Below are 24,707 nucleotides of genomic sequence, written 5' to 3'. Positions count from 1 at the left end.
ATAGCGCCCGCGCAACCGGGCGACGCACCCCGATTTTCTTAAGGACAATCGATGACCGATCTGGCCAATCGCCGCATTCTCGTCACCGGATCGGCCGGGTTTATCGGCTTTCACGTCGCCCGCGCGCTCCTCGAACGCGGCGCAAAGGTGCTGGGGATCGACGATTTCACCCCCTATTACGACCCGCGGCTGAAGGAAGCGCGCAACGCGCAGCTCGAAAACCATCCGGGCTTCGCGCTGGCCCGGCTATCGATCGCCGATGCGCAGCGTTTCGGCGCGGCGTGGCGCGACTTTCGGCCCCAGGTCGTCATCCATCTCGCGGCGCAGGCCGGGGTGCGCTATTCGATCGACCATCCGCAAAGCTATATCGACGCGAACATCACCGGCACGTTCAACCTGCTCGAACTGGCGCGCCACAACCCGCTCGACCATCTGCTCGCTGCCTCGACCAGTTCGGTTTACGGCGCGAACACCGACATGCCCTTTGCCGAGACGCAGCGGACGCAAACCCCGGTCAGCCTCTATGCCGCGACCAAGGGCGCAACCGAATTGATCGGGCACAGCTATGCCCATCTGTTCGGCATTCCCAGCACCTTTTTCCGCTTCTTCACCGTTTATGGCCCTTGGGGGCGGCCCGACATGGCGCCCATCAAATTCGCGCGCGCGATCCTGAGCGGCGAGCCGATCGACGTGTATAATCACGGCGACATGGTGCGGGATTTCACCTTCGTCGACGACCTGGCGGCATCCATCCTCGACCTGATCGACGCGGTGCCGGGCACGCAAGCGGTGCCGGGCGACAGCCTGTCGCCGGTCGCACCGTTCCGCACCGTCAATATCGGTGGCGGCAACCCGGTGAAACTGGGCGATTTCATCGATGCGCTGGAACGCGCGATCGGGCGGCCCGCGGTGCGCAACCTGTTGCCGATGCAACCCGGCGACATGCACAAAACCGATGCCGATATCGGCCTGCTCGAAACGCTCACCGGAAAGCGCACACCCACTCCGCTCGACGAAGGGATCGCGGCGTTCGTCGATTGGTATCGCGGCTACAACGCGGCCTGAGACATATTACCCGGCTCGCGCGCAGGCGGGAGCACGGGGGTTTAGCCGCTGATCGCCCGCGCAAAATCGCGTACCGCCGCCCCGATGTCCGCGCGTTCGACGGCCACCGCGATATTCGCCTGAAGAAACCCGACCTTGTCGCCGCAATCGTAACGCACGCCGTCGAACGTCACCCCGTGAAACGGCTGGTCGCCGATCATTCGCGCCATCGCGTCGGTCAGCTGGATTTCGCCGCCCGCGCCCGCTTCCTGCGTTTCCAGCACCCGCATCACTTCGGGTTGCAGCACATAACGCCCGATCACCGCGAGGTTCGACGGCGCTGTCCCCGCCTTTGGCTTTTCGACCAGGCCGCACACCTCGGTCAGCGCGCCGTCGCGGCTACCCGGCGTGATGACGCCATATTTGTCGGTCTGGTCGTCGGCGACTTCCTGCGCACAGATCAGGTTGCCGCCGACCTTGTTATACGCCTCGACCATCTGTTTCAGGCATCCGGGTTGGCCCAACATGAAATCGTCGGCAAGCAGCACCGCGAACGGCTCGTCCCCGACGATGTGACGCGCGCACCAGACGGCATGGCCCAGCCCCATCGGCTCCTGCTGGCGGACATAGGCGATGGCACCCGGGTTCAGCCGGGTGGCATCGAGCACTTCCAGCGACTTGCCGCGTTCGGACATGGTCGATTCGAGTTCATAAGCGATGTCGAAATGGTCCTCGATCGCCGATTTGCCGCGCCCGGTGACGAAGATCATCTGCTCGATCCCTGCCTCCATCGCTTCCTCGACCGCATATTGGATCAGCGGGCGATCGACGACCGGCAGCATTTCCTTGGGCATCGCCTTGGTCGCGGGCAGGAACCGCGTGCCGAGTCCGCCCACGGGAAACACGGCCTTGCGAAGCGGCTTGAACGACATGATTATCTCCCTGTTGATCCCGCATCTAGGGTCGAGGCCAACCCACGGCAATGTCTGGGTGCAATGCGCTCAGGATCGCCCGTCCGGTTTCAGCAGGCGCTGCCAATCGCCATCGAGCCGCTGGTTGCGGCGCTGCACAAAGGCTTGCGCGATGACCGCCCCTTGCCCCGTCGCGATCCGTGCGGCCTCCGCGTCGCTGCGCGCGGCCCGGTCTCGCCAGCCGGGATGGGTGCGGCTGGCCAGGAAACCCGCCGACGCACTCGGCCCGTAATCGCGCCAGAATCGCCCAGCAAGCAGCGGGTCGTAACCGGCATTGGCCAGCAGATGCACCGCCAGGATATCCGCCTCGATCTCGGTCTGGCGGAAATAGCGGACGTTGCGGCCGAACCCGGCAAGAATGCCGCGGCTGACGCCCTGCTCGTTCAGCCGGGCGCGGTGGCGCAGGATGTTGTGCGACAATTCATGCGCAACGACCACGGCGACCAGTTCGTCGGGATAGCGATCGAAGAACCCCGCATGGAGCTTGACCAGCCTGCCATCGGCCTCTGCATCGAGCCCGCGCGCGAAATCGACTTCGAAGCGCGATCGACAGGCCGGGACGGGCGTGACCGAAATCGCCCGTCGCTCGTCCCCCCGAACGATGTCGAAGGTCATCGGCGCCCGCGCATCGCTAACCGCCAGATCGTCATAGAGCCGGTTGATCAGCGCGGTCGGATCGCGCGGACGGTCCTCCGCGTCGAGAAAGGCCGGTATGGCCTGATCGCCGATACGGGCGAGCGAATCGTTCTGGACGATACCCGCCACGGCGGCGGGGCTGTTCGCGACCACGCCGCCCACCGCCACGCGCGTTGCGAAACCGAAGCTCGCTTGCAACCGTGCGCGATCGACGCCGGGATATTGATCGACGCTGTGTAATTGCACGCCCGTCGCCGGCTCGAGATCGGCGCACAGATGCGCGTTGGTGGTCGCGATCCGATAGCCGATGCTCGCCAGACGCATGTCGAGCGCGCGCACCCGCTCCAGCGTCGCATCGGCTTCGACGACGGCGCTTCGCGTCGCTGCCAGCGGCGCGCTCGCGATCGTCATGACCGTGACGAGGATCAGGGCGATTGGGCCGGAACGGCGGCGGGGTGTGGATGGTTGTTTCGGCAAGGCCTTAACCTTATAGGCCGCTCGCGATAGGGCACTCAACACCATGTTAAAGCGTTTCTTCAACCGCGGCACGCCTCGCCGCGCCACCCCGCCGCACTTGCCCGATGGCCTGCGCGTTTATGCGATCGGGGACATTCACGGCTGCGACGCACAGCTGGCGCGCCTGCTCGAACGGATCGACGCCGACGATCGCGCGCGTGGAGGCGATCCCGCCATTCTGATCTTTCTGGGCGATCTGGTCGATCGCGGCCCCGATTCGGCGGGTGTCGTCGCGCGCCTGCTCGATCTGGCGCAGCACCGCGGCGATTGCCGGTTCCTGATGGGCAATCACGAGGAAGTGTTTCTGAAAGCGCTGTCGGGCGACGTGAAGGCGCTCCGCTTTTTCGTGCGGATCGGCGGCGTCGAGACGCTGGCGAGCTACGGCATTTCGGGCGAGACCTATCGAAATGCCGATTTCGACGAGCTGATGGCGTTGGCGCAGGCAAAGGTCCCCGAAGCGCACCTCCGCTTCATCCAGGGATTTGAGGACTTGATCGAGCTGGGCGATTACGTCTTCGTTCATGCCGGCATACGCCCCGATGTCGCCTTGGCCGATCAGCGCCCATCCGATCTCCGCTGGATTCGCGAAGAGTTTCTCGGCGCGGACCTGCGCGATTCCGACAAGGTCGTGGTTCACGGTCACACGATCAGCGACCGCGTCCCGCTGGGCGGAAACCGGCTCGGTGTCGATACCGGCGCCTATACCGGCGGCCCGCTGACCGCGGTCGGGCTGGAAGCCAGCGATCAGTGGGTGTTGCAAACTTAGGTCAGCCAACGAGAAAAACCAAGGGAACCCACCCGGAACCCGTTGTGTCCAACAGGGGTTTGGTCTAGTCCAGCGGGTGCGCCAACGAAACTTTCTTTGGTGGCCCGCGCCGTTTCGGTCGCATGGTGACGTTTTTTTGTCGCAGTGCAGCATTGAATCGGACGGAAGCTGGATTTCGGAACCCGGAATGGGTTGCGGGCCGGCACAACTTGTGTAATAGCGCCCGCGGGTGCGACGACACGAGATTAATAAGGGAGTGTAAAATGCGCTTGTCCAAGTTGCTTTCCGCTGCCGCAGCAGCATCGCTCGTCGCGATGCCGGTTGCTGCATCGGCATCGACGGCTTCGAAGCTGTCGGTCGCGAACAGCTCGACTGTTCGTGCAGCCACCTCGGCTGAAGAATCGAACGAACTCGCCGGTGGTGCGATCGTTGGTGTCCTCGCTGCAGCAGCAGTGATCGCCGGCATCATCATCATCGCTGACGGCGACGACGAACCGACCAGCCCGTAAATCGGTCTGGCTCAGTTTTGAGTTAGAGAAAGTGGCGGCCCTCGGGTCGCCACTTTTTTTGTGCGCGCGACGGCCGACTGACTGCCAGGTGCGGCGGGGCCGCCCGGTTGCCTGATCCAGACGTCGTCATCGCGAGCACAGCGAAGCAATCCAGCCTGTTCGCGCCTGATGACTGGGTTGCTTCGCTGCGCTCGCAATGATGGTGGGCTGACTTGCCGATGCCTTGACGCCTCAACCGGCCGCATCGGCCAGCCGTCACCCCTTCAACCAGAACCGGATAATCATCGCAACCGTGCCCAGCACCGCCAGACTCATCGCCCAGATGGCGACCAGCCACGCGATCCGGTTCCACCACGGGCCGACATCCTCGCCCTCGCCCATCAGTGATAGCCGTCCTCGGCGACTTTCCCGCGGAACACCCAATAGGAAAAGGCGGTGTAGGCCAGGATGATCGGGATCATGATGCCTGCACCCACCAGCATGAACCACTGGCTCGACGCCGGTGCGGCGGCATCCCAGATCGTCAGGCTGTCGGGCACGATATAGGGAAACATGCTGATCCCCAGCCCGATGAAACTCATCAGAAACAGCGCCAGCGCGAGGAAGAAGGGCCGCGCGTCACGCCGCTTCTTGATCGAGCGATAAAAGGCGAAGGCGATAATCGCGGTGAGCAGCGGCACCTGCGCGGTCAGCAAAATCGCCGGATAGCTCAGCCATTTCTCGCGATACTGATAATCCAGCCCCAGCGTCGCGAGACTGACCGCGCCGATCGCGACCAGCGTCGCGATGCCGAACCGTCCCGCCAGCCGGAACGCATGGGCCTGCGTGCCGCCATCGGTTTTCCAGATCAGCCAGGTCGCGCCCAGCAGCGCATAGCCGCACACGACGCTGACCCCCGTCAATACGCTGAACGGGCTGAGCCAGTCGAGCCATCCGCCCGCATACGCGCGACCCTCAATCGTCACGCCCTGGAGCAGCGCGCCCAGGATCACGCCTTGCGAAAAGGCCGCGACGATCGACCCGCCGGTAAACGCCACGTCCCACCAGCGCCGATGGCCAGGATCGCGCCAGCGCGCCTCGAACGCGACGCCGCGAAACACCAGCCCCAGCAGCATCGCGATGATCGGCGGATAGAGCGCCGTCATCACCACGCCATAGGCCAGCGGAAACGCCGCGAAGAGCCCGCCGCCGCCCAGCACCAGCCAGGTTTCGTTCCCGTCCCACACCGGCGCGATCGAATTCATCGCCTTGTCGCGCTCCGGTCCCACTTCGAACACGGGAAACAGCACCCCGATCCCGAGATCGAACCCGTCCATGACGATATAGGCGAACACGGCAAAGGCGATGATGAACGCCCAGACGGTGGCGAGGTCGAAATCGACGCCGGTCATCACTGGCCCTCCACATTCTGCGCGGGGCCGGGGGTAATCCCGGCGGTGCGGATCGGCGCGTTTTCGGCAATGTCGTGCTCGCCCGAATGTGCGCCCTTGCCCATCAGTTTCAGGATGTACCAGGTGCCGAAGCCGAACACCGCGAAATAGACGACCACGAACGCGATCAGTGACGCGCCCACCGCAGGCGCGGCCAGCGGCGACGCGCTGTCGGCGGTGCGGAGCAGGCCGTATACGGTGAAGGGCTGGCGGCCGACCTCGGTAGTGATCCACCCGGCCAGCACCGCGATCAGGCCCGACGGCCCCATGATTAGCGCGGCGCGGTGGAACAGCGGCCAGTCGTAGAATGTGCCGCGGAACCGCGCATAGAGGCTCCACAGTCCCAACCCCAGCATCAAAAACCCGATCCCGACCATCACCCGGAACGACCAGAAGACGATGCCGACCGGCGGCTGATCCTCGACCGGGATCGTATCCAGCCCGGCCAGCGGTGCATTGAGGTCGTGTTTCAGGATCAGCGACGACGCCTTGGGAATCTCCACCGCATAATCGACGCGCTTTTCGGCCGAATTGGGGATGCCGAACAGGATCAGCGGCGCGCCGTCGGGGTGGCTGTCATAATGCCCCTCCATCGCCATCACCTTGGCGGGCTGATGCTCCAGCGTATTGAGGCCATGCAGGTCGCCCGCGACGATTTGAACCGGCGCGACGATCGCCGCCATCCACATCGCCATCGAAAACATCTTGCGTGCATGGGGGTCGGTCTTGTCCTTCAGCAAATGCCACGCCCCTACCGCACCGACGATGAACGCGGTCGTGAGGTACGTCGCGATCAGCGTGTGGGCGAGGCGATAGGGAAAGCTGGGATTGAAGACGATCGGCCACCAGCTGTCGCCGGGGACGAACTGGCCGACTTCGTTGATCTCGAACCCCTGCGGCGTTTGCATCCAGCTGTTCACCGACAGGATCCAGAAGGCCGAGATGAAGGTGCCGACCGCAACCGCCAGCGTCGAGGCGAAGTGAAGCCCCTTGCCCACCTTGTTCATCCCGAACAGCATCACGCCCAGGAACCCGGCTTCGAGGAAAAAGGCGGTGAGCACCTCATACGCCATCAACGGGCCGATCACCGGCCCCGCCTTGTCCGAAAACACCGCCCAGTTGGTTCCGAATTGATAGGACATGACGATGCCCGACACGACGCCCATCGCGAACGTCACGGCAAAGATCTTCACCCAATATTTGAACAGGTCGAGGTAAAGCGGCTTGCCGGTTTTCAGCCACAGCGCCTCCAGCACCGCCAGATAGCTGGCGAGGCCGATCGAAAAGGCCGGAAAGATGAAATGGAAACTGACGGTGAACGCGAACTGGATTCGCGCGAGCAGGATCGGATCGAATCCGTCGAACATGGTTGGACTCCGCTAACGGTCGCGCCCCGAAGGACATCCCCGCGCAAGTCCGGCCTTTCTATTCCGCGCTATCGATCGCGCCCCGCTGCCGGCTGCACGCCGCGCATATGGGCCGAAAAGGGGGGCGGCTCAAGGGGAAACGGCTATTTCAAAACAAAGCCGCCGCACGGCAGTCCGAGCGGCGGCTTTCGGAGTTCAATTTTCTCTCGGCTTACTCGCCCTGCGGCGCTCCCTGAGGAGGAGCATCCGGTCCGCCCGGTGTCCCGCCTTGCATCATTTGTTGCATCTGCTGCATTTGCATCTGTTGCTGGAGCACGGCGGCGGGGATGAAATCGACCAGTTCGACGTCGAAAATCAGCGTCGATCCATTGGGGATGCGCGTCGGGTCGGGCGAAGCGTCGCCATAGCCCTGTTCAGCGGGAATCCAGATGCGGTATTTGCCTCCCTTGGACATCGCCTGAAGCCCTTCGGAGAAGCCCGGCACCACGCCCGATACCGGCATCGGCGTCGGCTGTTGCGAGGCATCGAACACCGTGCCGTCGCGCAGGCTGCCGGTATAATTGATCAGCACCACGTCTTCGGTGGTCGGCTTCTCGTCGCTCTCGGGCGCTTCGAGTTGCAGCACCTGCACGCCCGATGCGGTCGTCGTCACGCCCGACTGGCGCGCATTATAGGCGAGGAACTGTTCCTCGGTCCCCGACGTCGCGACAGCGCCGCGCGTCCCGAAATAGGCAAACGCCAGCGCTGCCAGCAACGCCGCGGCCACCCCCACCCAGATCCAGGCGAGCACCGAACGTTTGGTCGGCGGAATCGGAACGGCGGTGACGGACATGGCTACCCCTTCGGGACCGATTCGGTGATGACGGAGGCAATATGGGCCAGCGGGCGGGCGCATGGGTGCGCCCTGCCCATCCGGTCAGGCGTTCTTAACGGACGCCGTCGCGCTCCATGCGCTTGCGCTCCATCTTGCGGGCGCGGCGCACGGCAGCGGCGCGCTCGCGAGCGCGCTTTTCGCTGGGCTTTTCGTAATGACGGCGCAGCTTCATTTCGCGATAGACGCCCTCGCGCTGCAACTTCTTCTTGAGTGCGCGCAGCGCCTGGTCGACATTGTTGTCGCGAACCATGATTTGCATAAAGCCGTACTGCTCCAGTCTTTTTCGTCAATCGAACGGGTCAATAGAAATAGGGTCGGCGCGAACGCAGGTCCGCGACGTTGGCCGCGCCCTATCAGCGAACATTGATGATTTCAAGCGCGCAAAGGTCCGATCCTCAGCCGATGATGCCGTCGTCGCCCGCGCGACGCGCAAGGATGCGCCCGATCGCGTCGAACAGCTGGTCCATCGCGACAGGTTTGAACAACACCTCGTCCGCGCCCAGTTTCAGGCAGCGTTCCTTCAGATCGACCGCGGCATCGGCCGTCACCACGACGACCGGAATGTCCGCCTTCGAATCGGTGCGGGCGCGAATGCGGCCGATCGCTTCGAACCCGTCCATCCCTGGCATCCGCAGATCGACAAGCACGAAATCGAAATCCTGCGCGTCGATCTGCGCCAGCCCCTCTTCCGCGCTCGCCGCCTCGGCCATCGAAGCACCGGCCACATCCAGCATGTCGCGAACGACACGACGGTTCATCGGGTCGTCTTCGATGAACAGGATATTCAACGCCTGAGCCTTCCGTAGGTGCTTCGCCGATGCGTCGCGAAGCATAGCACCGTTTCGCCTATCGCTCTATGCCGCTTGCGAAACAAGAGGCGGTTTTCCGTTTGCGCCGAACAGTGCATCGGCCATCGCGGCACCCGCGACAGGCTTTGCGATGACGATGTCGAGTGCGGTTTCCCGCAATCGCGAACGATCCTCGTCGCTGGGCGCTTTCCAAAGCACGGCGCTGCGTGCCCCGGCGTTGGCGGCCGCCGCCGTCACCTTTCCGATCAGCGCGATCGGGTCGGCCTGTCCGCCGCGCACGGTGCCGTCGTCGATCAGCACATGGCTGACCCCGCCGCCCATCAGCGCACGAACCGCCTCGTCCACGTCGCCGGCAAACCGCACATGACCTGTCCTCGGCTCCAGCAAGGTCCGCAACATCGACCGGTTGATCGGGTTCCGGTCGAGGATCAGCAGCACGCCACCCTCGATATCGGGCTCGATCCCGTCGGGCGCGGTCGTGAGGCGAAGCGGAATGTCGAGCGTGAACGTCGCGCCTTCGCCCTCGACGCTTTCGACGCCGATGTCGCCCCCCAGCGCCTGCGCCAGGTTGCGACAGATGGCGAGGCCAAGACCGGTGCCGCCATATTTGCGCGTCGTGCCCGAATCGACCTGTTTGAACGATTCGAAAATGTCCCCCTGCTTCTCGGGCGCGATGCCGATACCGGTGTCACGGACCGCAATCGTCAGGCGTGCATCGTCGCCCTCGCCGCGCTGCTTGACGCGCATGGTGATGCCGCCGCTTTCGGTGAATTTGAGCGCGTTGGCGAGCAGGTTGAACGCGATCTGGCGCAACCGGCCCGGATCGGTTTCAATCCAACGCGGCGCGCCGCTCGAATCGAGCAGGAACGCCAGCCCCTTGGCGTGCGCCTGCTCTTCCCACATCCGCGTGACCTCTCCCAGGGTCGCATGCAGATCGGTCGGCTCCAGCGATACGGACAGATGCCCGGTCTCCATCTTGGCGACGTCGAGAATATCGTCGACCAGCGCCTTCATCGTCAGCCCGGCGCCGTGGACGATATCGATCCGGTCCTTCAGGCGTCCCGACACCGACCCGTCGGCCAGCATCACCTGAGTCATGCCGAGAATGCCGTTCAGCGGCGTGCGGATTTCGTGGCTGGTGGTCGCCAGGAATTCGGTCTTGGCGGCAAGCGCCTTTTCGAGGCGGACATTGGTTTGTTCCAGTTCGGCATTTGCGGCGCGGATGTCGTTCCGGCTGCGGCGGGTCGTGTAGAGGTTGTAGGCAAGCAACGCGAACACCAGCAGCGTGCCCAATGCCGCAACCGCAAAGACCGTCTGCTGAAGCCGGGTCCGCGACCGTTCGAACGCGACGTTGCGCCGCAACTCCTCGGCCTTCAGATTGGCGATCCGCAGTTCCTGATTGGCAAAATCGAAGCGCGCGCTCATGAGCGCAGCGCTGGTCGATGTGGCGATCCGGTTGGTCTGATCGTCGAGACGGCGAAGCGCTTCGAGATGCCCCAGGGCTCGTGCCGAATTTCCACTACGCGCATAGACAGTATAGGCGATGCGGTGGGCCGGGCGCGCGCCGAGCGTGGTCATCGCCAGATCGACGCCTGCGAAACGCCGTTCGATATGGGTTCGCGCAACCGCGACATTGCCTGCTTGCAACGCCACCAGCGCCTCGACCACGCGCAGGTCGTCGAGCGCTCGTTCGCCACCAGGCCGTGCCGCCTGTTGCCTGCCTTGCGAGATCGACGCCCTGGCCCCGTCCAGATCACCGGCAAACGCCTGTGAACGCGCCAGATTGGCGAGGATGTGTGCACGCCAGTAATTATTCTCGACCTGCTGCGCCTGCCGAAGCGCGACGCGATATTCGGCAACGGCCTCATTGAACCGTTGCATGTCGTTCAACAGGTTCGCGCGGTTGTTGATCAGCGATACCGTGAAGACCGGATCGCCCTGATAGGCTTCATAGGCCCGTTGGTAATAACGGAGCGCCGATTCGAAATCGCTACCTTGTCTGAAAAGCTCGGCAATCACGATCAGCGTGATCGCCTGCTTGCGAGCATTTTCCGAGGATTGAAACAGGCGGTACGCCTGTTGATAGTGCCTGAGAGCATCGGCAATGCGGCCCGTTTCAACGTCAATTCCGCCTCGTGTAAGCAGAATGTTCGCTCGTAATTCTACCTGGCCTCCGACCCGTTCGAGCAACTGGCTTGCCTTTACGATCCGCGTCATCCCTTCATCGGCCCGCTTGAGGCGTAACAATGCCTCTGATTGCAACCACAATGCCGTCGCCCGTTGAATGCGGTCCGATGCGCGACGTTCGGCAGCCGTTCCAGACTCGAGTGCGAGATCTGGATCGATGACCATATTTTCGTTAGAGATCGTAACGAGTGCGTCGAACGACGAAGATGCTGTCGGCTGTTGCCCCAACGCCGGATGCGCGAAAAGCGCCAGCCAGAGGCTAACGACGACAAGTTTCACAAGGGCGGCAGGGTGCTGCATGCAGTCCCATGTTACCCGGCAAGCGTTAAGCCCGCCCTAAGGCCGACAGGTCAGGCACGCTTCCAGAACGCTTCGGGGCGATGGAAGGAGGGGCGCCCGCTCGCCACCGCGCTCAGATGCCGTTCGTCGGCCAGATATTGCCGGAACGCCTCCAGCCCCACCGGGCGACCGAGAAGGTAGCCCTGAACCATGTCGCACCCCATGACGCTGAGCAGCGCCAGCGCGGCGGGCGTCTCAACGCCTTCGGCAGTCACTTCCATATCCAGCGCATGCGCCAGATCGATCGTCGATCGCACGATCAGGGGATCGCGATTGCTGCTTGTCAATTGCAGCACGAACCCCTTGTCGATCTTGAGTTCGCTGGCAGGCAGCTTTTTCAGATAGGCGAGGCTCGACAGCCCCGCGCCATAATCGTCGATCGCGATCTGGACCCCCATCTGCGCCAGCATCTCGAGATGCTCGATCGCCTTTTCGGGTTCCTTGATGACCGCGGTCTCGGTGATTTCGAACCCCAGTCGCGCCCCGCTGTCGCGGATCATCCGGCATGCGGCATCGACGAACCCGCGATCGGCCAGCAACACGCCCGATATGTTCAGGAAGATGGTCAGGATGTGCCCGTCGGCCGCCAGGACCCGCTGGTCGGCGATCGCCTGGGCAAGCGTCCATCGGGTCAGGTCGTCGATCAGCCCGGCCTGTTCGGCGACCTGGATGAAATCGCCGGGCAGGATCAGTCCGCGATCGGGATGCTGCCAGCGCACCAGCGCCTCGACGCTTGCCACTTCCTGACGGCGGACATGCACCTTGGGCTGATATTGCAGGAACATCTGGCCCGACTGGATCGCCCCCGACAATTCGCGCATCAGCGTCAGCGAATCGAACGTGCCCGATTCGCGCGTCAGATCGCGAATCACGTCGGCCCCGTCATAGTGCGCCTGGCGCAGCGCGGCTTCCGCTCCCTCTGCCAGTCGCACCTCGTCGCGGTCGTGTCCGGTGACGGCCGCGCCGCCGAACCGCAGATCGAGCGGATAGGCTTCGCCATCGATGTCGAACGGTTCCGCAAAGTGATAGCGCAGTTCCGCAACCAATGTTTCGCATCGGTCGAAACTGTCGGCTTCGAATGCGATTTCGAGCAAGGCGCGCCCCGCGGCCGCCAGCCGAACGCCGGGGGCAACCGCCATGACCTGCTTTGCGATATCGCCGAGCAGGGCATCCGCACGCGGCAATCCGACATGGCGACGAAGCGTCTGGAAGTTATTGAGTTCGCACAGGATCAATACGCGCCAGGTACGCCGAGGGACGGTCAGTCGCGATGCGTCGCACAGCTTGTCGCGTACCGCATCGAGCCGTTCGGCGCAGGTCGTATTTGCGGACGCCGCCGCGCGCACCGTGTCCTCGCCCCGAACGCCGCCGCCGTGCGATTTCACATGCCGTTTGCCGACTGCACCGGTTGCATCTCTGGCGACCATGAAGGGCAATCTAGAGACCCGCGCTGAAGGAAGGGTTAAGTTTCACCATGTCGCGTGCCCCTGCGGGACACGAACCGCCGACGTAACGATTGTCCGATGGTAAAAATTTCATTAAACAATGCCCTGCGCGACAAGCGCGCTTGGGAGAAAAAACATGTTGTCGATCTTCTTCCGGGAATACAGCGACGGTCTGCGTCCCTGGTAACCCGACTGCGTCCGGCCTGACGGCCCTGCGATCGTGACGATCGTCGGCCGGTGGGTCGGGCGCTCTTACCTTTCTGAAAAATGATGCGAAGCCGGCCCTTGGGTCGGCTTTTCCTTTACGCGACGCGGCCTCTCGCTTGCCTAGCCGCAAGCGCCGCGGATAAGGCGTGGCACGCCATTCCGGCGCGAACGCCATAATGAAGGAATCCCCATGCGTATCGTGATGATTGGTTCGGGCTATGTCGGCCTGGTATCGGGCGCATGCTTTGCCGATTTCGGGCATGAGGTGGTGTGCGTCGACAAGGATGCGACCAAAGTCGACAAGCTGAACGCGGGCGGGATTCCGATCTACGAGCCGGGGCTGGACGAACTGGTCGCGCGTAACGTCGCGGCGCGGCGGCTGTCGTTCACGACCGAACTGGCGGGGCCGGTGGGCGACGCGGACGTGGTGTTCATCGGCGTCGGCACGCCCGCGCGGCGCGGCGATGGCCATGCCGACCTGTCCTATGTCTATGCCGCCGCGCGCGAGATCGGTGCGGCGCTGAAGGGCTTTACCGTGGTCGTCACCAAATCGACCGTGCCGGTCGGCACTGGCGACGAGGTCGAGCGGATCATCGCCGAGGAAAACCCGCAAGCCGATTTCGCGGTCGCCTCCAACCCCGAATTCCTGCGCGAAGGCGCGGCGATCGAGGATTTCAAGCGCCCCGACCGCATCGTGGTGGGGATCGAGGACGAACGCGCACGCGGGCCAATGACCGAAGTGTACCGTCCGTTGTTCCTCAACCAGTCGCCGCTGCTATTCACCCGTCGTCGCACCAGCGAGCTGATCAAATATGCCGCCAACGCGTTCCTCGCGATGAAGATTACCTTCATCAACGAGATCGCGGATTTGTGCGAAAAGGTCGGCGCCGACGTCCAGGACGTGTCGCGCGGGATCGGGCTCGACAACCGCATCGGGTCGAAGTTCCTCCACGCGGGTCCGGGCTATGGCGGATCGTGCTTCCCGAAGGATACGCTGGCGCTGGTCAAGACCGCCGAGGACAATGGCGCGCCCATCCGCCTGATCGAGACGACGGTTGCGGTCAACGACACCCGCAAGCGGGCAATGGCGCGGAAAGTCATTGCCGCGGTCGGCGGCGATGTGCGCGGCAAGACCATCGGCGTGCTCGGGCTGACCTTCAAACCCAATACCGACGACATGCGCGACAGCCCCGCCATCGCCATCGTTCAGGCGTTGCAGGATGCGGGGGCGGTCGTGCGCGGCTACGATCCCGAAGGCATGGAAGCCGCCAAGGCGGTGATGCCTGACATCACCTATTGCGATAGCGCCTATGACGTGGCCGAGGGTGCATCGGCGGTGGTGATCGTCACCGAATGGAATGCCTTCCGCGCGCTCGACCTGTCGCGGCTGAAGGCGAAGATGGAACGGCCGGTGCTGGTCGATCTGCGCAACATCTATCGCGAAGACGAAGTGACGCGCGCGGGTTTCGCCTATTCGAGCGTCGGGCGCGGCACCGCGGGCGATCCGGTGGCGCCGACCGCGGACTAACCGATCTTTGACGCGCCAAAGTTTTTGCGGCTTTGGTGCGGGGCGTCGATATGCTCTTGGACGCGGGCGGCAATCCTGCCCACGCGAACCGGAGCATCCCTTGGCCGCCCAGCCGACGCATCTTGACGATCTCGAAGCCGAAAGCATCCACATCCTGCGCGAGGTGGCAGCGGAAACGACACGTCCCGTGATGCTCTATTCGGTCGGCAAGGATTCAGCCGTGATGCTGCATCTGGCCAAGAAGGCGTTCTTTCCCGCCCCCCCGCCCTTCCCGCTGATGCATGTCGATACGACCTGGAAATTTCGCGATATGTATCGCTTGCGCGACAAGGCGGCGGCGGATGCGGGGATGGAGTTGATCGTCCACCAGAACCCGGAGGCGCTGGAACGCGGCATCAACCCGTTCGATCACGGCAGCCTGCACACCGACCTGTGGAAGACCGAGGGGCTGAAGCAGGCGCTCGACAAATACGGCTTCGACGCGGCGTTCGGCGGCGCGCGGCGCGACGAAGAAAAGAGTCGCGCCAAGGAGCGCATCTTTTCGTTCCGCTCGGCCAGCCACCGCTGGGACCCGAAGGCGCAGCGGCCCGAACTCTGGCACCTCTACAATGCGCGCAAAGCCAAGGGTGAGAGCATCCGCGTCTTCCCGCTGTCCAACTGGACCGAACTCGACATCTGGCAATATATCCTGCGCGAGGGGATCGAGATCGTGCCGCTCTACTTCGCCGCGCCGCGCCCGACCGTTGAGCGCGACGGGATGCTGCTGATGGTCGACGACGAGCGGTTCCGGTTTGCACCCGGCGAGGTGCCCGTGGAGCGTTCGATCCGGTTCCGCACTCTGGGCTGCTATCCGCTGACCGGCGCCGTCGAGAGCCAAGCCGCGACGCTGAGCGAGGTTATTCAGGAAATGCTGCTGACCACCACCTCCGAACGCCAGGGCCGTGCGATCGATCGCGATGCCGGCGACGGATCGATGGAGAAGAAGAAACAGGAAGGGTACTTCTGATGGGCGTGCCCTATTCATTCCTCCCCCATAGGGGGAGGGGGACCATGCGCAGCATGGTGGAGGGGGTTCGCCGCAAGCGCCATTCTTCACTGCAAGCCCCCTACGTCAGCACTTCGTGCTGCCACCTCTCCCAGCGGGGGAGGAATTGATGACCAGCCCCGCCTACCGCCCCGACGCGCTCATCGCGTCCGACATCGATGCCTATCTCGCCCAGCATTCGCGCAAATCGCTGCTGCGGTTCATCACCTGCGGGTCGGTGGACGACGGCAAGTCGACGCTGATTGGACGGCTACTCTACGATTCGAAGCAGATTTTCGAGGATCAACTGTCCGCGCTGGAAGCCGACAGCAAGCGCGTCGGCACACAAGGCCAGCAAATCGATTTCGCGCTGCTGGTCGATGGCCTCACCGCCGAGCGCGAACAGGGCATCACCATCGATGTCGCCTACCGTTTCTTCGCGACGGAAAAACGCAAGTTCATCGTCGCCGATACGCCGGGGCATGAACAATATACCCGCAACATGGTCACCGGCGCATCGACCGCCGACCTGGCTGTCATCCTGATCGATTCGCGCAAGGGCGTGCTGACCCAGACGCGACGGCACAGTTATCTCGCGCACCTGATCGGCATTCGGAACATCGTGCTGGCAGTGAACAAGATGGATCTGGTTGGTTACGATTCAGCGCGGTTCGAAGAGATCGTCGCCGATTACCGCGCGTTCGCCACCTCGATCGGTATCGAAGCCTTCACCGCGATCCCCATTTCCGGGCTGGGCGGCGACAACATTGCGGCGAAGTCGGATGCGACGCCCTGGTACGCCGGTCCCTCGCTGCTCGACCATCTCGAGAGCGTCGAGGTCGCGCGCGATGCGGCACGGACGGCTCCGTTCCGGATGCCGGTGCAATGGGTCAACCGCCCCAATCTCGATTTTCGCGGGTTCGCCGGGCTCATCGCCAGCGGCACCGTCAGGCCCGGCGATCCGATCCGCGTGCTGCCGTCTGGGCGCACTTCGACCATCGGCCGCATCGTCACTTTCGACGGCGACCTGACCGAAGCCAGCGCAGGCCAATCAGTCACGCTCACCCTCGCCGACGAAATCGACTGTTCGCGCGGCGACGTGATCGCCACCGCCGACGATCCCCCGCAAGTCGCCGACCAGTTCGAAGCGACGATCCTGTGGATGGCCGACGATGCGTTGCTGCCGGGCCGCGCCTATTGGCTGAAGTCGGGGACGCGCACAGTCAGCGCGACCATCCAGCCGCCCAAGCATGTCGTGTGCGTGAACACGATGGCGACGCTGTCGGCGAAAACCCTCGCATTGAACGATATCGGCGTGGCGGAAGTCTATACCGACCGCCCGATCCCTTTCGCGCCCTATGCCGAAAACCGCGATCTGGGCGGGTTCATCCTGATCGACAAACTGACCAATTCGACGGTCGCCGCGGGGCTCATCAATTTCGCGCTGCGTCGCGCGCAGAACGTCCATTGGCAGGCCGTCGAAATCGACCGGGTCGCCCACGCGTCGCAAAAGGGCCAGACGCCTGCCCTGCTCTGGTTCACCGGCCTGTCGGGCTCAGGCAAGTCGACCATCGCCAATCTGGTCGAGAAAAAGCTGCACGCTCTCGGCAAGCACACCTTCCTGCTCGACGGCGACAATGTCCGCCACGGCCTCAACCGCGATCTCGGGTTTACCGATGCCGACCGGGTTGAGAATATCCGACGCGTCGGCGAGGTGGCCAAGCTGATGACGGATGCCGGGCTGATCGTGCTGACTGCGTTCATCAGTCCATTCAAGGCAGAGCGCGACATGGTCCGCGCCATGCTTCCCGAAGGCGAGTTTCTGGAGATTTTCGTCGACACACCACTGGAAGAGGCGGAACGCCGCGACGTGAAGGGGCTTTACCGGAAAGCGCGTGCAGGCGACCTGAAGAACTTCACCGGCATCGACAGCCCGTATGAAACGCCCGAGCGCCCCGATATCCGCATCGACACGACGCGCATCACGCCCGAAGACGCAGCCGAGATGATCGTCGAACGGCTGGTCGGCGCCTGGGTGCCGAGCCTGTGACCGACGCGCGGCTGGCGGCGGCGATCGCCGAGGAAGCGGGGAAGCGGCTCGTCACGATCCAGCGTGACGGCGACCCGGACGCGGGTGCGCGCGGCGATGCCGAGGCGAATCGCCTGATCCTCGACCGACTGCGCGAGGCACGACCCGACGATGCCGTTCTGTCGGAGGAATCCGCCGACGATCTGACCCGGTTGGACGCGCGGCGGGTGTGGATCATCGACCCGCTCGACGGCACCCGCGAGTTCGGCGAAGGCCGCGATGACTGGGCGGTGCATGTCGCCCTCGCCATCGATGGCGCACCATTGGTCGGCGCGGTGGCACTGCCCGCGCGCGGGATCGTGCTGGCGAGCGATGCGCCCCCCGCCCTGCCCGCGCCCGCTACGCCACCGCGCATGCTGGTCAGCCGCAGCCGCCCCAGCCAGTTGTGCGCCAACGTGCGCGACGCGATCGGCGCGGAGACGATCGGCATGGGATCGGCGGGTGCGAAGGCGATGGCGGTCGTATTGGGAGAGGCCGAAATCTACCTCCATTCGGGCGGCCAGCACCAATGGGACAATTGCGCCCCCGCCGCGGTGGCTCTTGCCGCCGGGCTGCATGCCTCGCGGATCGACGGATCGCCGCTCGTGTACAACGCGCGCTCGACCGGCGTGCCGGATCTGCTCATCTGTCGAACGGAATGGGCCGATCGGGTGCTGGCGGCGGTAGGGAATTGCGGGGGATAGCCCGAATTATCCGTCACCCCGGACTTGTTCCGGGGTGACGAAGGATGGGGGTTGAGACGCCCCCACGAAACGCCGCCTCTCCTCACTTCCCCGCAAACAGCTTGCGCAGGAACACCGTCTCCACTTCGCGGCGAAGGTCGTTGTTTTCCTTCTTCTGGAACCCGTGCCCTTCGTCCGAGAACAGCACATACCAGGTCTCGATCCCGTTCGCGCGCAGCTTGGCGACCACCTGATCGCTTTCGAATTGCGGCACACGCGGATCGGTCGCGCCCTGCATCACCAGCATCGGTTTGGTGATCTTGGCGATGTTCGCCATCGGCGCGATGCGGGCGAAGACTTTCCGCATCTCGGGATCGCGCTCGTCGCCATATTCGGCCCGGCGATTGTCGCGGCGATAGGCTTCGGTGCGTTCCAGAAACGTCACGAAATCGCTGATGCCATAGCGGTTGACCCCGCCGACCAGCCGGTCCGAATAATGGGTCATGACTGCCAGGCTCATATAGCCGCCATAGGATTGGCCATAGACCGCGACCTTCGACGCATCGAGGCCCGGCTGTGTTTCGATCCAGTCGAGCAAGGCACCGATGTCCCTCACCGAATCCTCGCGCTTTTCGGCATTGTCGAGGTTGAGATAGCGTTTGCCGTACCCGTCCGACCCGCGAACATTGGGCAGGATCACGGTCGCGCCCAGCGTGTCGGCGAAATACTGCGCGCCGTAATTCCAGCTGGGCAGCGACTGCGCCTCCGGTCCGCCGTGAATGTCCATGATGACCGGGGTCCGCTGTCCCGCGGGAACGTTCTTCGGACGATAGACGAAGGCGGGGACCGACAGGCCGTCGAAGGATTTGAAGCGGATCAGTTCGGGCTCAGCAAGGTCAGCGGGGTCGAGATCGCCGAGTTCGGAGGTCGTCCAGCGCGTCAGTCCGCCGCCCGCGACATCCCATGCCCAGACATCGCCCGCCGACGTCGCCGACGACAGGCCGATCGCGAGCGTCTGACCGTCGGGCGAGAATTTGAGCGCGGAGACGACGCCGCGCGGCAATTCGGGCTGGGGCAGTGCGCGGCGGGTGATGCGGTCCTGCACGACGACGCGCGAAAAGCCGTCCTCGTTGACGACATAGGCAAGCACACGCCCGCCCTTGGACAGATCATACCCCTCGACATTCCATTTGAGGTCGGGAGTCAGCACGCGCTCGCGCCCCGACGCGATGTCGATCTCGACCAGGCGGCGCACATCGCTGTCGCGGTCGGAAATGGCGAGGATCGTCTTGCCGTCGGCCAGGAAGCGCGGGCTGTCGTAGCGCGCGGGCGGTGCGTCGGGCGCGATTCGCGACGCCCGTCCGGTCGCGGTGTCGAGCACGAACATCTGGCTTTCGCGGTTCGACAGGCTGCGGGTGAACAGCACGCGACTTTTGTCGGCGGACAAGTCGCTCGAGCCGATCGCGCCGTCGGAGTTGTAGAGCGCACGCGGCGTCGGCTGGGCCGCGGTCAGATCGGCGGCGTTGAGCGTATAGGCCGCGCTGCCCTTGGTCGCGGTGGTCCACACCAGCAGCCGTCCGTCTTCGCTGACCACCGGCGACCCATTGCGCGTGCCCGGCTCGGTCAATTGCACCGACGCGCCGGTCAGCCCGCGAACGTGAAGCTGGAACCACTCGTCGCCATCGGTGTCGCGAGTCATCACGAAGCGCTGGGTGCCGGGGATCGCCGTCGCACCCGCAACCGGGCTGGCGAAGAAGGTCAGTTGCTGGCGGCTCGCGCCCGGTGCGGCGACATGATGAAGCTGGTTCGACGTGCCGAACCGCGTGCGGATCAGCATCGTGCCATCGGCCAGCCAGTCCTCGAACTCGGCCGAGCGGCTGTTCTGAAAGCGTTGCACCGCCTCGCGCACCTCGGCGGGGATTTCGGGAACATTCTCCAGCCGCGCGGTGCCGACCTGGCGAATCTCCGGCGCGGGGGCCTGTTGCGCCATCACCGGGCTCACCAGCATCGCGCCCGCCAGCACCGCGAGTTTCAACCGCTTCATCCTCACATCCCCTTGCTTCGATTTGCGCTTGTTTTAGGGGGGCCGGGCGATGGCACAACCCCCGTCCGACGATCGTTCACGCCGGGTCAAGCGAGGCCTTGGCATGGCTTCGCGCAACGACGGATGAGGGACCAGGACGATGGGACAGATGGATGGAGTGCGGCTCGATCGACGCCGATTGATGGGATTTGCAGCGATCGCGCCGATCGTGGGGCTCAGCGCGTGCGCTACGCCGATGGGCGGCTATACGCTCGACGAAGGCGTGCGGCGGCTGATGATCCTGTCCAGCCAGCGCGCGTTCCAGCGGCTGATCCAGCCGGGCGGCTTTTATGACGACCAGTTGACCCGGATCGAAATCCCGACGTTCGAGGGTGATCGTTCGGGCGCGGTGCTCGCCGCCGTGCTTCGCACCAACGCGGTGCGCCGCCAGATCGCCATCGCGCTCAACGATGTCGCGGTCGATGCCGCCGATCGCGCCGCGCCGATCGTGCTCGATTCGGTCCGCCGGATGACGATTGCGGATGCCGTGTCGGTGCTGCGCGGCGGGCCGACTGCGGCGACCACTCTGCTCGAACGCCAGACCGGTGGCGCGCTGGTTCGGGCGATGTTCCCGGAGTTTTCGGGCGGCCTCAGATCCGACGCGTTTGAGATCATGAGCGCGGCGCTCGGCGCGCAAACCGGCTTCGATTATCGCTGGCTCGCCGACAGCGCCGCGCGTTCGGCGAGCAGCGCGATCTTTCGCGCGATCGGACGCGAGGAAGCCGCCATCCGCGCCAATCCCCGCGCCACTCGCGACCCGGTGCTGATCGCCCTTCTCGGCGCTTAGGGTTCAAACTCCGTCAGGAGATCGACGTGATCGCCCGGACTGAGTTTGGCCCCTAATAGGCGACGATCTTCACCCGCTCGCCTGCCCGCAGGTTAGCATTGGCCGAGAGCCGGTTGAGCACCAGAAAGCGCTCCAACTGATTGTCGGGATAAGCCATGCGCTGCGCCAGGCTGCGAACGGTGTCGCCGCTGCCCACCGTTACTACGCGGACGTAGCGCGGGCGGATCGCCGAGGCTTCGCTGGCGGTCATCCGCCGGAACGACTGCGCCATCGGCGCAAGCGCGCCCGCCCCCTGCCCGGCGGCGGTAACGATCACGAAATGATAGGCCTGAGTGCCGCTGACCGCATAGGCGACCACGGTCGCGTCGATCGGCGTCTGTCCGCTTGATGCGCGGACGGTGGCGGTGGCCGCCGGGATGCCGTTGATCGTCGTGCGCTGCACCTCGATCTGGGGTGCCGCGCCGCCGCTCGTCAGCCCGGAAAAGACGCTGCGAACATAGGTATCGATATTGCCCGAATAGCTGGCGGTCGCGAACTGCGCCTGCGCGCCCTGCCCGCTGATCGTCACCGCGCGCGCGCTGTTCTGCATCGTGTAACCCTGAGGCACGGTGAAGGCGACGCGGCCGGTCGGGTACAGGAAATCGCGCCCGTCGATCACGCCCTGCGCCGGATCGTCGCCATACATCATGCCGTCGATCGCGGTCAGGAACGCATCGCGGTTGCGCGTGCCGGTCGCGCCGGTGGCGGCGGCCTGATTGGCAGCGCGCTGGATGCGCGAGGCGGGATCGGGATGGGTGCTCGCCCATCCGGGCAAGGTCCGCGCATTGCCCGCCAGCCGCTGGTCGAGATTGTTCTGCGCGGCCAGACTTTCGAGCATGGTGGACAGCGCCGCCGGGTCATAGCCTGCGCGGACCAGATACTGGATGCCCAGATCGTCCGACTGCGTTTCCTGCCCGCGCGAATAGCCGAGCGTCGCCAGTTGCGCGCCGGTGCCGATACCGCGCCCGAGCAGACCCGCCAGCCCCGAATCGCCGCCGACCGCGCCGACGATCGCCTGGCCCAACGCGCCGAGCAGCGTGTTGCGCTGGGTCACCGACTGGCGTTGCTGGCTGTGGCGGGCCGCGACATGCGCGACCTCGTGGCCCAGCACCGCGGCCAGTTCGGCTTCGTCGTTCATCAGCGCGACGAGCTGGCGCGTGGCATAGATATAACCGCCGGGCACCGCGAAGGCGTTGTTCACCGGGCTGTTGAGCAGGGTCACGTCGAACGCGTTGGCATCCGACGACAGCCCCGATTGCACCGCCGCGCGCCGTCCGATCCGCTCGACATAAGTCGCCTGTGGTCCGCTATAGGCGCCGCCAAATTCGGCGATCAGCCCGGCATTCGCCTGCGCGCCCTGCTGGCGTTCGGCTGCCGTGATCGGTGCCGCCTGTCCCGCCGCGAGCGGGGCGGTATCGGCCATTCCCATTGCACAGCCTGCGAGCGCAAGCGGTGCCGCCGCAAGCAGCAAGATCTTCTTGGTCATCCCGATTCCTCCCTTATCGACTGGCGAACGAGAGGCGGTCGGATCGGTTGTGCACCAAAAATAGTTAGCTTTCATAAAGGCGCCCTCTCGTGCGATGCTTGCATCAATTATGATTTGAAGTTACCTTTCACTTGCCTTCGGCGCCACAGGCAGCAATTTAAAAGTTAGCCTTCATTCATAGGCAGAGAATATCCCTCGGCGTCGTAGGCGACCAGCAGATCGATGATCCACTGATGTCCTTCTTGATACGGAAAACTGATCATTTTTGCCAATCGGCTCACCGTAGGCCGGGGGCCGTCGCCCAGTTCGTCTAAAATCTTGACGATGCGCCGACGGCGAAAGTCGGGGGTCGCTTCAGCGCATTGATCTAGGGCTTGTGTTATGCGGGGAATTCGCTTCGCCTCCAGACGCGGCATTGGTCCGATCTCCCGGCATATTCTGTATCGACTAGCTCGCTCGGGCGGTGCCCGATGCCGGATTTCAGCCGCCTTTTCATCGATTCGTCTGCTAATGTCGGCGTCGATCTCTTTCAACTCTTCGGCACTGTAAGCGACGGTTCTTCCGGTCGCGCGATTTCTGATGCGTGGCTTGCGAACGGGTGCCGGAGAATGCGCAATTTCGACCGCTGAAAAGCGCCGAGCGCTCCAAGGATGCGCTATTTCGTTGATTACTAAGTACCGAAACAGTGTCTTGTCGTTCAGTTTTGCTGCTCTCGCCGTCCTATTTAGCGTCCACCCTTCATGGCGGGCGCGCTCGATGAGCTCGTCGAGCAGCTTTCCGTATGCGATCCGGGTAGGCGGAGTGATCTCGCCGTTTGGCTTCTTCTTTCGGCGATAGATGTAACCGCACGAGCAGGTGAAAATTGCCCCTTCCTCACGGTGACTCCCATTGTACCGTTCGATAGATCTTACAACCTTTCGACCGAAGTGTCCGGCAAGCGGATTCACGCAGGACCACGGCCCGTTGCCGAACACACCGTCTCTTTTACTTCTTACCGGCTCGCCGACACCATCGGGAAGTTGTTCAAGAGCATCGCGTAGCAGGATATGAAAAAGCGGATGGCGAGAAGGATAGCTGTGTCCGTGGACGTTGAATATCCAGCTACTAGCTTTGTCGGTGGAATAGCGTAGCTGCGGCCAGATATCGTAGAGCTTCTGGAAATACGGCAGAAGATCGATAGCCATATTTTTCAGGTCTAACTTTTGGTTCCGAAGCACATATCCTTTGCTGCGGATCAGCTGGTCTAATTTAGGTTGTCCAACCTCAAAAGTGAATTGTTCATTATCCCATTGAAGCAGATCACAGCTGATCCGCGTCAGCCGCAACAGCTGCGGCAGCAGCTCCAAATCTGCGCATACCGGCCTCACCTCCGGCGTTTTGTGCGCGGGACGGTAGAAGCTTAGGATACGGCCATTTCGAATAATCCCGCTATCCCGTAGAAATTTCCGGTGCGTGGGGCAAGTTAGAACAGTTGGAATTTGATGATCCCGACGCCAGAATGCTTCGCCGTGGCTATCACGCATTTCTAATTCGCACTCTATACAGTAATGCAGGGTCGCCTTTTGTCGGTCTTTTGCGCCTACGCTTCCTAACAACATCGCCGCTGCGCCTCGATCGTAAATACCTTCCAAGGCGCGCAGCCTGTCGCGCCTTCGTCGGAATGCGGCATAGTATGGAAGCGAGGTATGGTTGATCGCGATATCAGCGGCGCTGCGCCGGCCATCAATCCGCTCAGAAAGCGTGTTAAGTCTGTAAGGCAGCTCAACGTGCACTTTGAGGTGCGGATCCCCCATCAGAGCTTCAATTGTGAAATCCTGAAACCTGCTGCCTGTATGGTGATGATATCTTGCGATTACGCTATAGGCTGATTCTTCTGGATAAATTTCAGGAAAGTAGCCGAGACGCATTA

Annotated in this window: 21 protein-coding genes; 8 read left to right on the top strand and 13 right to left on the bottom strand. The window is 63.6% G+C overall.

Features of this window, described 5'->3' with window-relative positions:
- Positions 1-51: 51 nt before the first annotated feature.
- Positions 52-1,065 carry an NAD-dependent epimerase/dehydratase family protein gene (locus ACX0GZ_RS09800; RefSeq protein ID WP_458815869.1) on the top strand — a complete coding sequence of 338 codons (1,014 nt, stop codon included), beginning with the start codon at positions 52-54 and terminating at the stop codon, positions 1,063-1,065.
- Positions 1,066-1,106: 41 nt separating this feature from the next.
- Here ACX0GZ_RS09800 and galU read toward each other — a convergent pair whose 3' ends face one another.
- Together galU and ACX0GZ_RS09790 are read right to left on the bottom strand one after the other, a co-directional pair.
- Positions 1,107-1,976, bottom strand: coding sequence for a UTP--glucose-1-phosphate uridylyltransferase GalU (galU, locus tag ACX0GZ_RS09795; protein ID WP_458815867.1), 870 nt, complete (start codon positions 1,974-1,976; stop codon positions 1,107-1,109).
- Positions 1,977-2,045: 69 nt separating this feature from the next.
- Positions 2,046-3,062 (bottom strand): peptidase M48 family protein, encoded by a 1,017-nt coding sequence (locus ACX0GZ_RS09790; RefSeq protein ID WP_458815865.1) that lies wholly within the window; start codon positions 3,060-3,062, stop codon positions 2,046-2,048.
- Positions 3,063-3,171: 109 nt separating this feature from the next.
- Between ACX0GZ_RS09790 and ACX0GZ_RS09785 the strand changes: the two genes are divergently transcribed.
- Positions 3,172-3,933 carry a metallophosphoesterase family protein gene (locus tag ACX0GZ_RS09785; RefSeq protein WP_458815863.1) on the top strand — a complete coding sequence of 254 codons (762 nt, stop codon included), beginning with the start codon at positions 3,172-3,174 and terminating at the stop codon, positions 3,931-3,933.
- A gap of 263 nt (positions 3,934-4,196) precedes the next feature.
- Positions 4,197-4,442, top strand: a complete 246-nt coding sequence (locus tag ACX0GZ_RS09780; protein ID WP_458815861.1) for a hypothetical protein — start codon at positions 4,197-4,199, stop codon at positions 4,440-4,442.
- A gap of 255 nt (positions 4,443-4,697) precedes the next feature.
- Here the strand turns inward: ACX0GZ_RS09780 and ACX0GZ_RS09775 are convergent, their stop codons facing one another.
- From ACX0GZ_RS09775 to ACX0GZ_RS09740, 8 genes are all read right to left on the bottom strand, one after another.
- Positions 4,698-4,823: a DUF2474 domain-containing protein gene (locus ACX0GZ_RS09775; protein WP_458815859.1), complete on the bottom strand. Its 126-nt coding sequence runs from the start codon at positions 4,821-4,823 to the stop codon at positions 4,698-4,700.
- Positions 4,823-5,833, bottom strand: a complete 1,011-nt coding sequence (gene cydB / locus ACX0GZ_RS09770) for a cytochrome d ubiquinol oxidase subunit II (RefSeq protein WP_458815857.1) — start codon at positions 5,831-5,833, stop codon at positions 4,823-4,825. The genes ACX0GZ_RS09775 and cydB overlap by 1 nt, the downstream gene beginning before the upstream one ends.
- A complete protein-coding gene (locus ACX0GZ_RS09765; protein ID WP_458815855.1) occupies positions 5,833-7,239 on the bottom strand; it encodes a cytochrome ubiquinol oxidase subunit I in 1,407 nt (468 codons plus the stop codon). Before ACX0GZ_RS09765 ends, cydB begins: the two co-directional genes overlap by 1 nt.
- Positions 7,240-7,450: 211 nt before the next feature.
- A complete protein-coding gene (locus tag ACX0GZ_RS09760; protein WP_458815853.1) occupies positions 7,451-8,071 on the bottom strand; it encodes an FKBP-type peptidyl-prolyl cis-trans isomerase in 621 nt (206 codons plus the stop codon).
- 94 nt (positions 8,072-8,165) lie between these two features.
- The gene (rpsU, locus tag ACX0GZ_RS09755) at positions 8,166-8,372 is read right to left on the bottom strand and encodes a 30S ribosomal protein S21 (RefSeq protein ID WP_458815851.1); all 207 of its coding nucleotides are present in this window, start codon (positions 8,370-8,372) and stop codon (positions 8,166-8,168) included.
- A gap of 136 nt (positions 8,373-8,508) precedes the next feature.
- Complete coding sequence (locus ACX0GZ_RS09750) at positions 8,509-8,901, bottom strand: response regulator (protein WP_458815849.1); 393 nt, start codon at positions 8,899-8,901, stop codon at positions 8,509-8,511.
- A gap of 66 nt (positions 8,902-8,967) precedes the next feature.
- A complete protein-coding gene (locus ACX0GZ_RS09745) occupies positions 8,968-11,169 on the bottom strand; it encodes an ATP-binding protein (RefSeq protein ID WP_458815847.1) in 2,202 nt (733 codons plus the stop codon).
- A gap of 290 nt (positions 11,170-11,459) precedes the next feature.
- Positions 11,460-12,833: an EAL domain-containing protein gene (locus ACX0GZ_RS09740; RefSeq protein WP_458815845.1), complete on the bottom strand. Its 1,374-nt coding sequence runs from the start codon at positions 12,831-12,833 to the stop codon at positions 11,460-11,462.
- A gap of 457 nt (positions 12,834-13,290) precedes the next feature.
- Here ACX0GZ_RS09740 and ACX0GZ_RS09735 point away from each other — a divergent pair, with 457 nt between their 5' ends.
- From ACX0GZ_RS09735 to ACX0GZ_RS09720, 4 genes are all read left to right on the top strand, one after another.
- The gene (locus tag ACX0GZ_RS09735) at positions 13,291-14,628 is read left to right on the top strand and encodes a UDP-glucose dehydrogenase family protein (RefSeq protein WP_458815843.1); all 1,338 of its coding nucleotides are present in this window, start codon (positions 13,291-13,293) and stop codon (positions 14,626-14,628) included.
- Positions 14,629-14,728: 100 nt separating this feature from the next.
- Complete coding sequence (gene cysD / locus ACX0GZ_RS09730) at positions 14,729-15,634, top strand: sulfate adenylyltransferase subunit CysD (RefSeq protein ID WP_458815841.1); 906 nt, start codon at positions 14,729-14,731, stop codon at positions 15,632-15,634.
- Positions 15,635-15,782: 148 nt separating this feature from the next.
- On the top strand, positions 15,783-17,702 hold the full coding sequence (gene cysN, locus ACX0GZ_RS09725; RefSeq protein ID WP_458815839.1) for a sulfate adenylyltransferase subunit CysN: 1,920 nt from the start codon (positions 15,783-15,785) through the stop codon (positions 17,700-17,702).
- Entirely contained in the window at positions 17,699-18,424 is a 726-nt protein-coding gene (locus ACX0GZ_RS09720) for a 3'(2'),5'-bisphosphate nucleotidase CysQ (protein WP_458815837.1), read from the top strand. Before cysN ends, ACX0GZ_RS09720 begins: the two co-directional genes overlap by 4 nt.
- 82 nt (positions 18,425-18,506) lie before the next feature.
- On the opposite strand, the gene ACX0GZ_RS09715 is transcribed toward ACX0GZ_RS09720, so the two are convergent.
- Complete coding sequence (locus ACX0GZ_RS09715) at positions 18,507-20,447, bottom strand: S9 family peptidase (protein WP_458815835.1); 1,941 nt, start codon at positions 20,445-20,447, stop codon at positions 18,507-18,509.
- Between the two features lie 139 nt (positions 20,448-20,586).
- On the opposite strand from ACX0GZ_RS09715, the gene ACX0GZ_RS09710 reads away from it, so the two are divergent.
- Entirely contained in the window at positions 20,587-21,273 is a 687-nt protein-coding gene (locus ACX0GZ_RS09710) for a DUF4197 family protein (protein WP_458815832.1), read from the top strand.
- 52 nt (positions 21,274-21,325) lie between these two features.
- Here the strand turns inward: ACX0GZ_RS09710 and ACX0GZ_RS09705 are convergent, their stop codons facing one another.
- The gene (locus ACX0GZ_RS09705; RefSeq protein WP_458815830.1) at positions 21,326-22,798 is read right to left on the bottom strand and encodes a M48 family metalloprotease; all 1,473 of its coding nucleotides are present in this window, start codon (positions 22,796-22,798) and stop codon (positions 21,326-21,328) included.
- Positions 22,799-22,962: 164 nt separating this feature from the next.
- Positions 22,963-24,705: a TnsD family Tn7-like transposition protein gene (locus ACX0GZ_RS09700; protein WP_458815828.1), complete on the bottom strand. Its 1,743-nt coding sequence runs from the start codon at positions 24,703-24,705 to the stop codon at positions 22,963-22,965.
- Between the last annotated feature and the right edge of the window lie 2 nt (positions 24,706-24,707).

The organism is Sphingomonas aestuarii, from assembly GCF_054457155.1.
The sequence above is the reverse complement of the archived record's forward strand: the minus strand, read 5'-3'. Positions and strand labels throughout refer to the sequence as shown.

What these genes read in the sequence shown, in the direction of transcription:
- ACX0GZ_RS09800 (WP_458815869.1), top strand. Translation starts at nt 52, where the DNA reads ATGACCGATCTGGCCAATCGCCGCATTCTCGTCACCGGATCGGCCGGG.
- galU (WP_458815867.1), bottom strand. Translation starts at nt 1,976, where the DNA reads ATGTCGTTCAAGCCGCTTCGCAAGGCCGTGTTTCCCGTGGGCGGACTC.
- ACX0GZ_RS09790 (WP_458815865.1), bottom strand. Translation starts at nt 3,062, where the DNA reads ATGACGATCGCGAGCGCGCCGCTGGCAGCGACGCGAAGCGCCGTCGTC.
- ACX0GZ_RS09785 (WP_458815863.1), top strand. Translation starts at nt 3,172, where the DNA reads ATGTTAAAGCGTTTCTTCAACCGCGGCACGCCTCGCCGCGCCACCCCG.
- ACX0GZ_RS09780 (WP_458815861.1), top strand. Translation starts at nt 4,197, where the DNA reads ATGCGCTTGTCCAAGTTGCTTTCCGCTGCCGCAGCAGCATCGCTCGTC.
- ACX0GZ_RS09775 (WP_458815859.1), bottom strand. Translation starts at nt 4,823, where the DNA reads ATGGGCGAGGGCGAGGATGTCGGCCCGTGGTGGAACCGGATCGCGTGG.
- cydB (WP_458815857.1), bottom strand. Translation starts at nt 5,833, where the DNA reads ATGACCGGCGTCGATTTCGACCTCGCCACCGTCTGGGCGTTCATCATC.
- ACX0GZ_RS09765 (WP_458815855.1), bottom strand. Translation starts at nt 7,239, where the DNA reads ATGTTCGACGGATTCGATCCGATCCTGCTCGCGCGAATCCAGTTCGCG.
- ACX0GZ_RS09760 (WP_458815853.1), bottom strand. Translation starts at nt 8,071, where the DNA reads ATGTCCGTCACCGCCGTTCCGATTCCGCCGACCAAACGTTCGGTGCTC.
- rpsU (WP_458815851.1), bottom strand. Translation starts at nt 8,372, where the DNA reads ATGCAAATCATGGTTCGCGACAACAATGTCGACCAGGCGCTGCGCGCA.
- ACX0GZ_RS09735 (WP_458815843.1), top strand. Translation starts at nt 13,291, where the DNA reads ATGCGTATCGTGATGATTGGTTCGGGCTATGTCGGCCTGGTATCGGGC.
- cysN (WP_458815839.1), top strand. Translation starts at nt 15,783, where the DNA reads ATGACCAGCCCCGCCTACCGCCCCGACGCGCTCATCGCGTCCGACATC.
- ACX0GZ_RS09715 (WP_458815835.1), bottom strand. Translation starts at nt 20,447, where the DNA reads ATGAAGCGGTTGAAACTCGCGGTGCTGGCGGGCGCGATGCTGGTGAGC.
- ACX0GZ_RS09710 (WP_458815832.1), top strand. Translation starts at nt 20,587, where the DNA reads ATGGGACAGATGGATGGAGTGCGGCTCGATCGACGCCGATTGATGGGA.
- ACX0GZ_RS09705 (WP_458815830.1), bottom strand. Translation starts at nt 22,798, where the DNA reads ATGACCAAGAAGATCTTGCTGCTTGCGGCGGCACCGCTTGCGCTCGCA.
- ACX0GZ_RS09700 (WP_458815828.1), bottom strand. Translation starts at nt 24,705, where the DNA reads ATGCGTCTCGGCTACTTTCCTGAAATTTATCCAGAAGAATCAGCCTAT.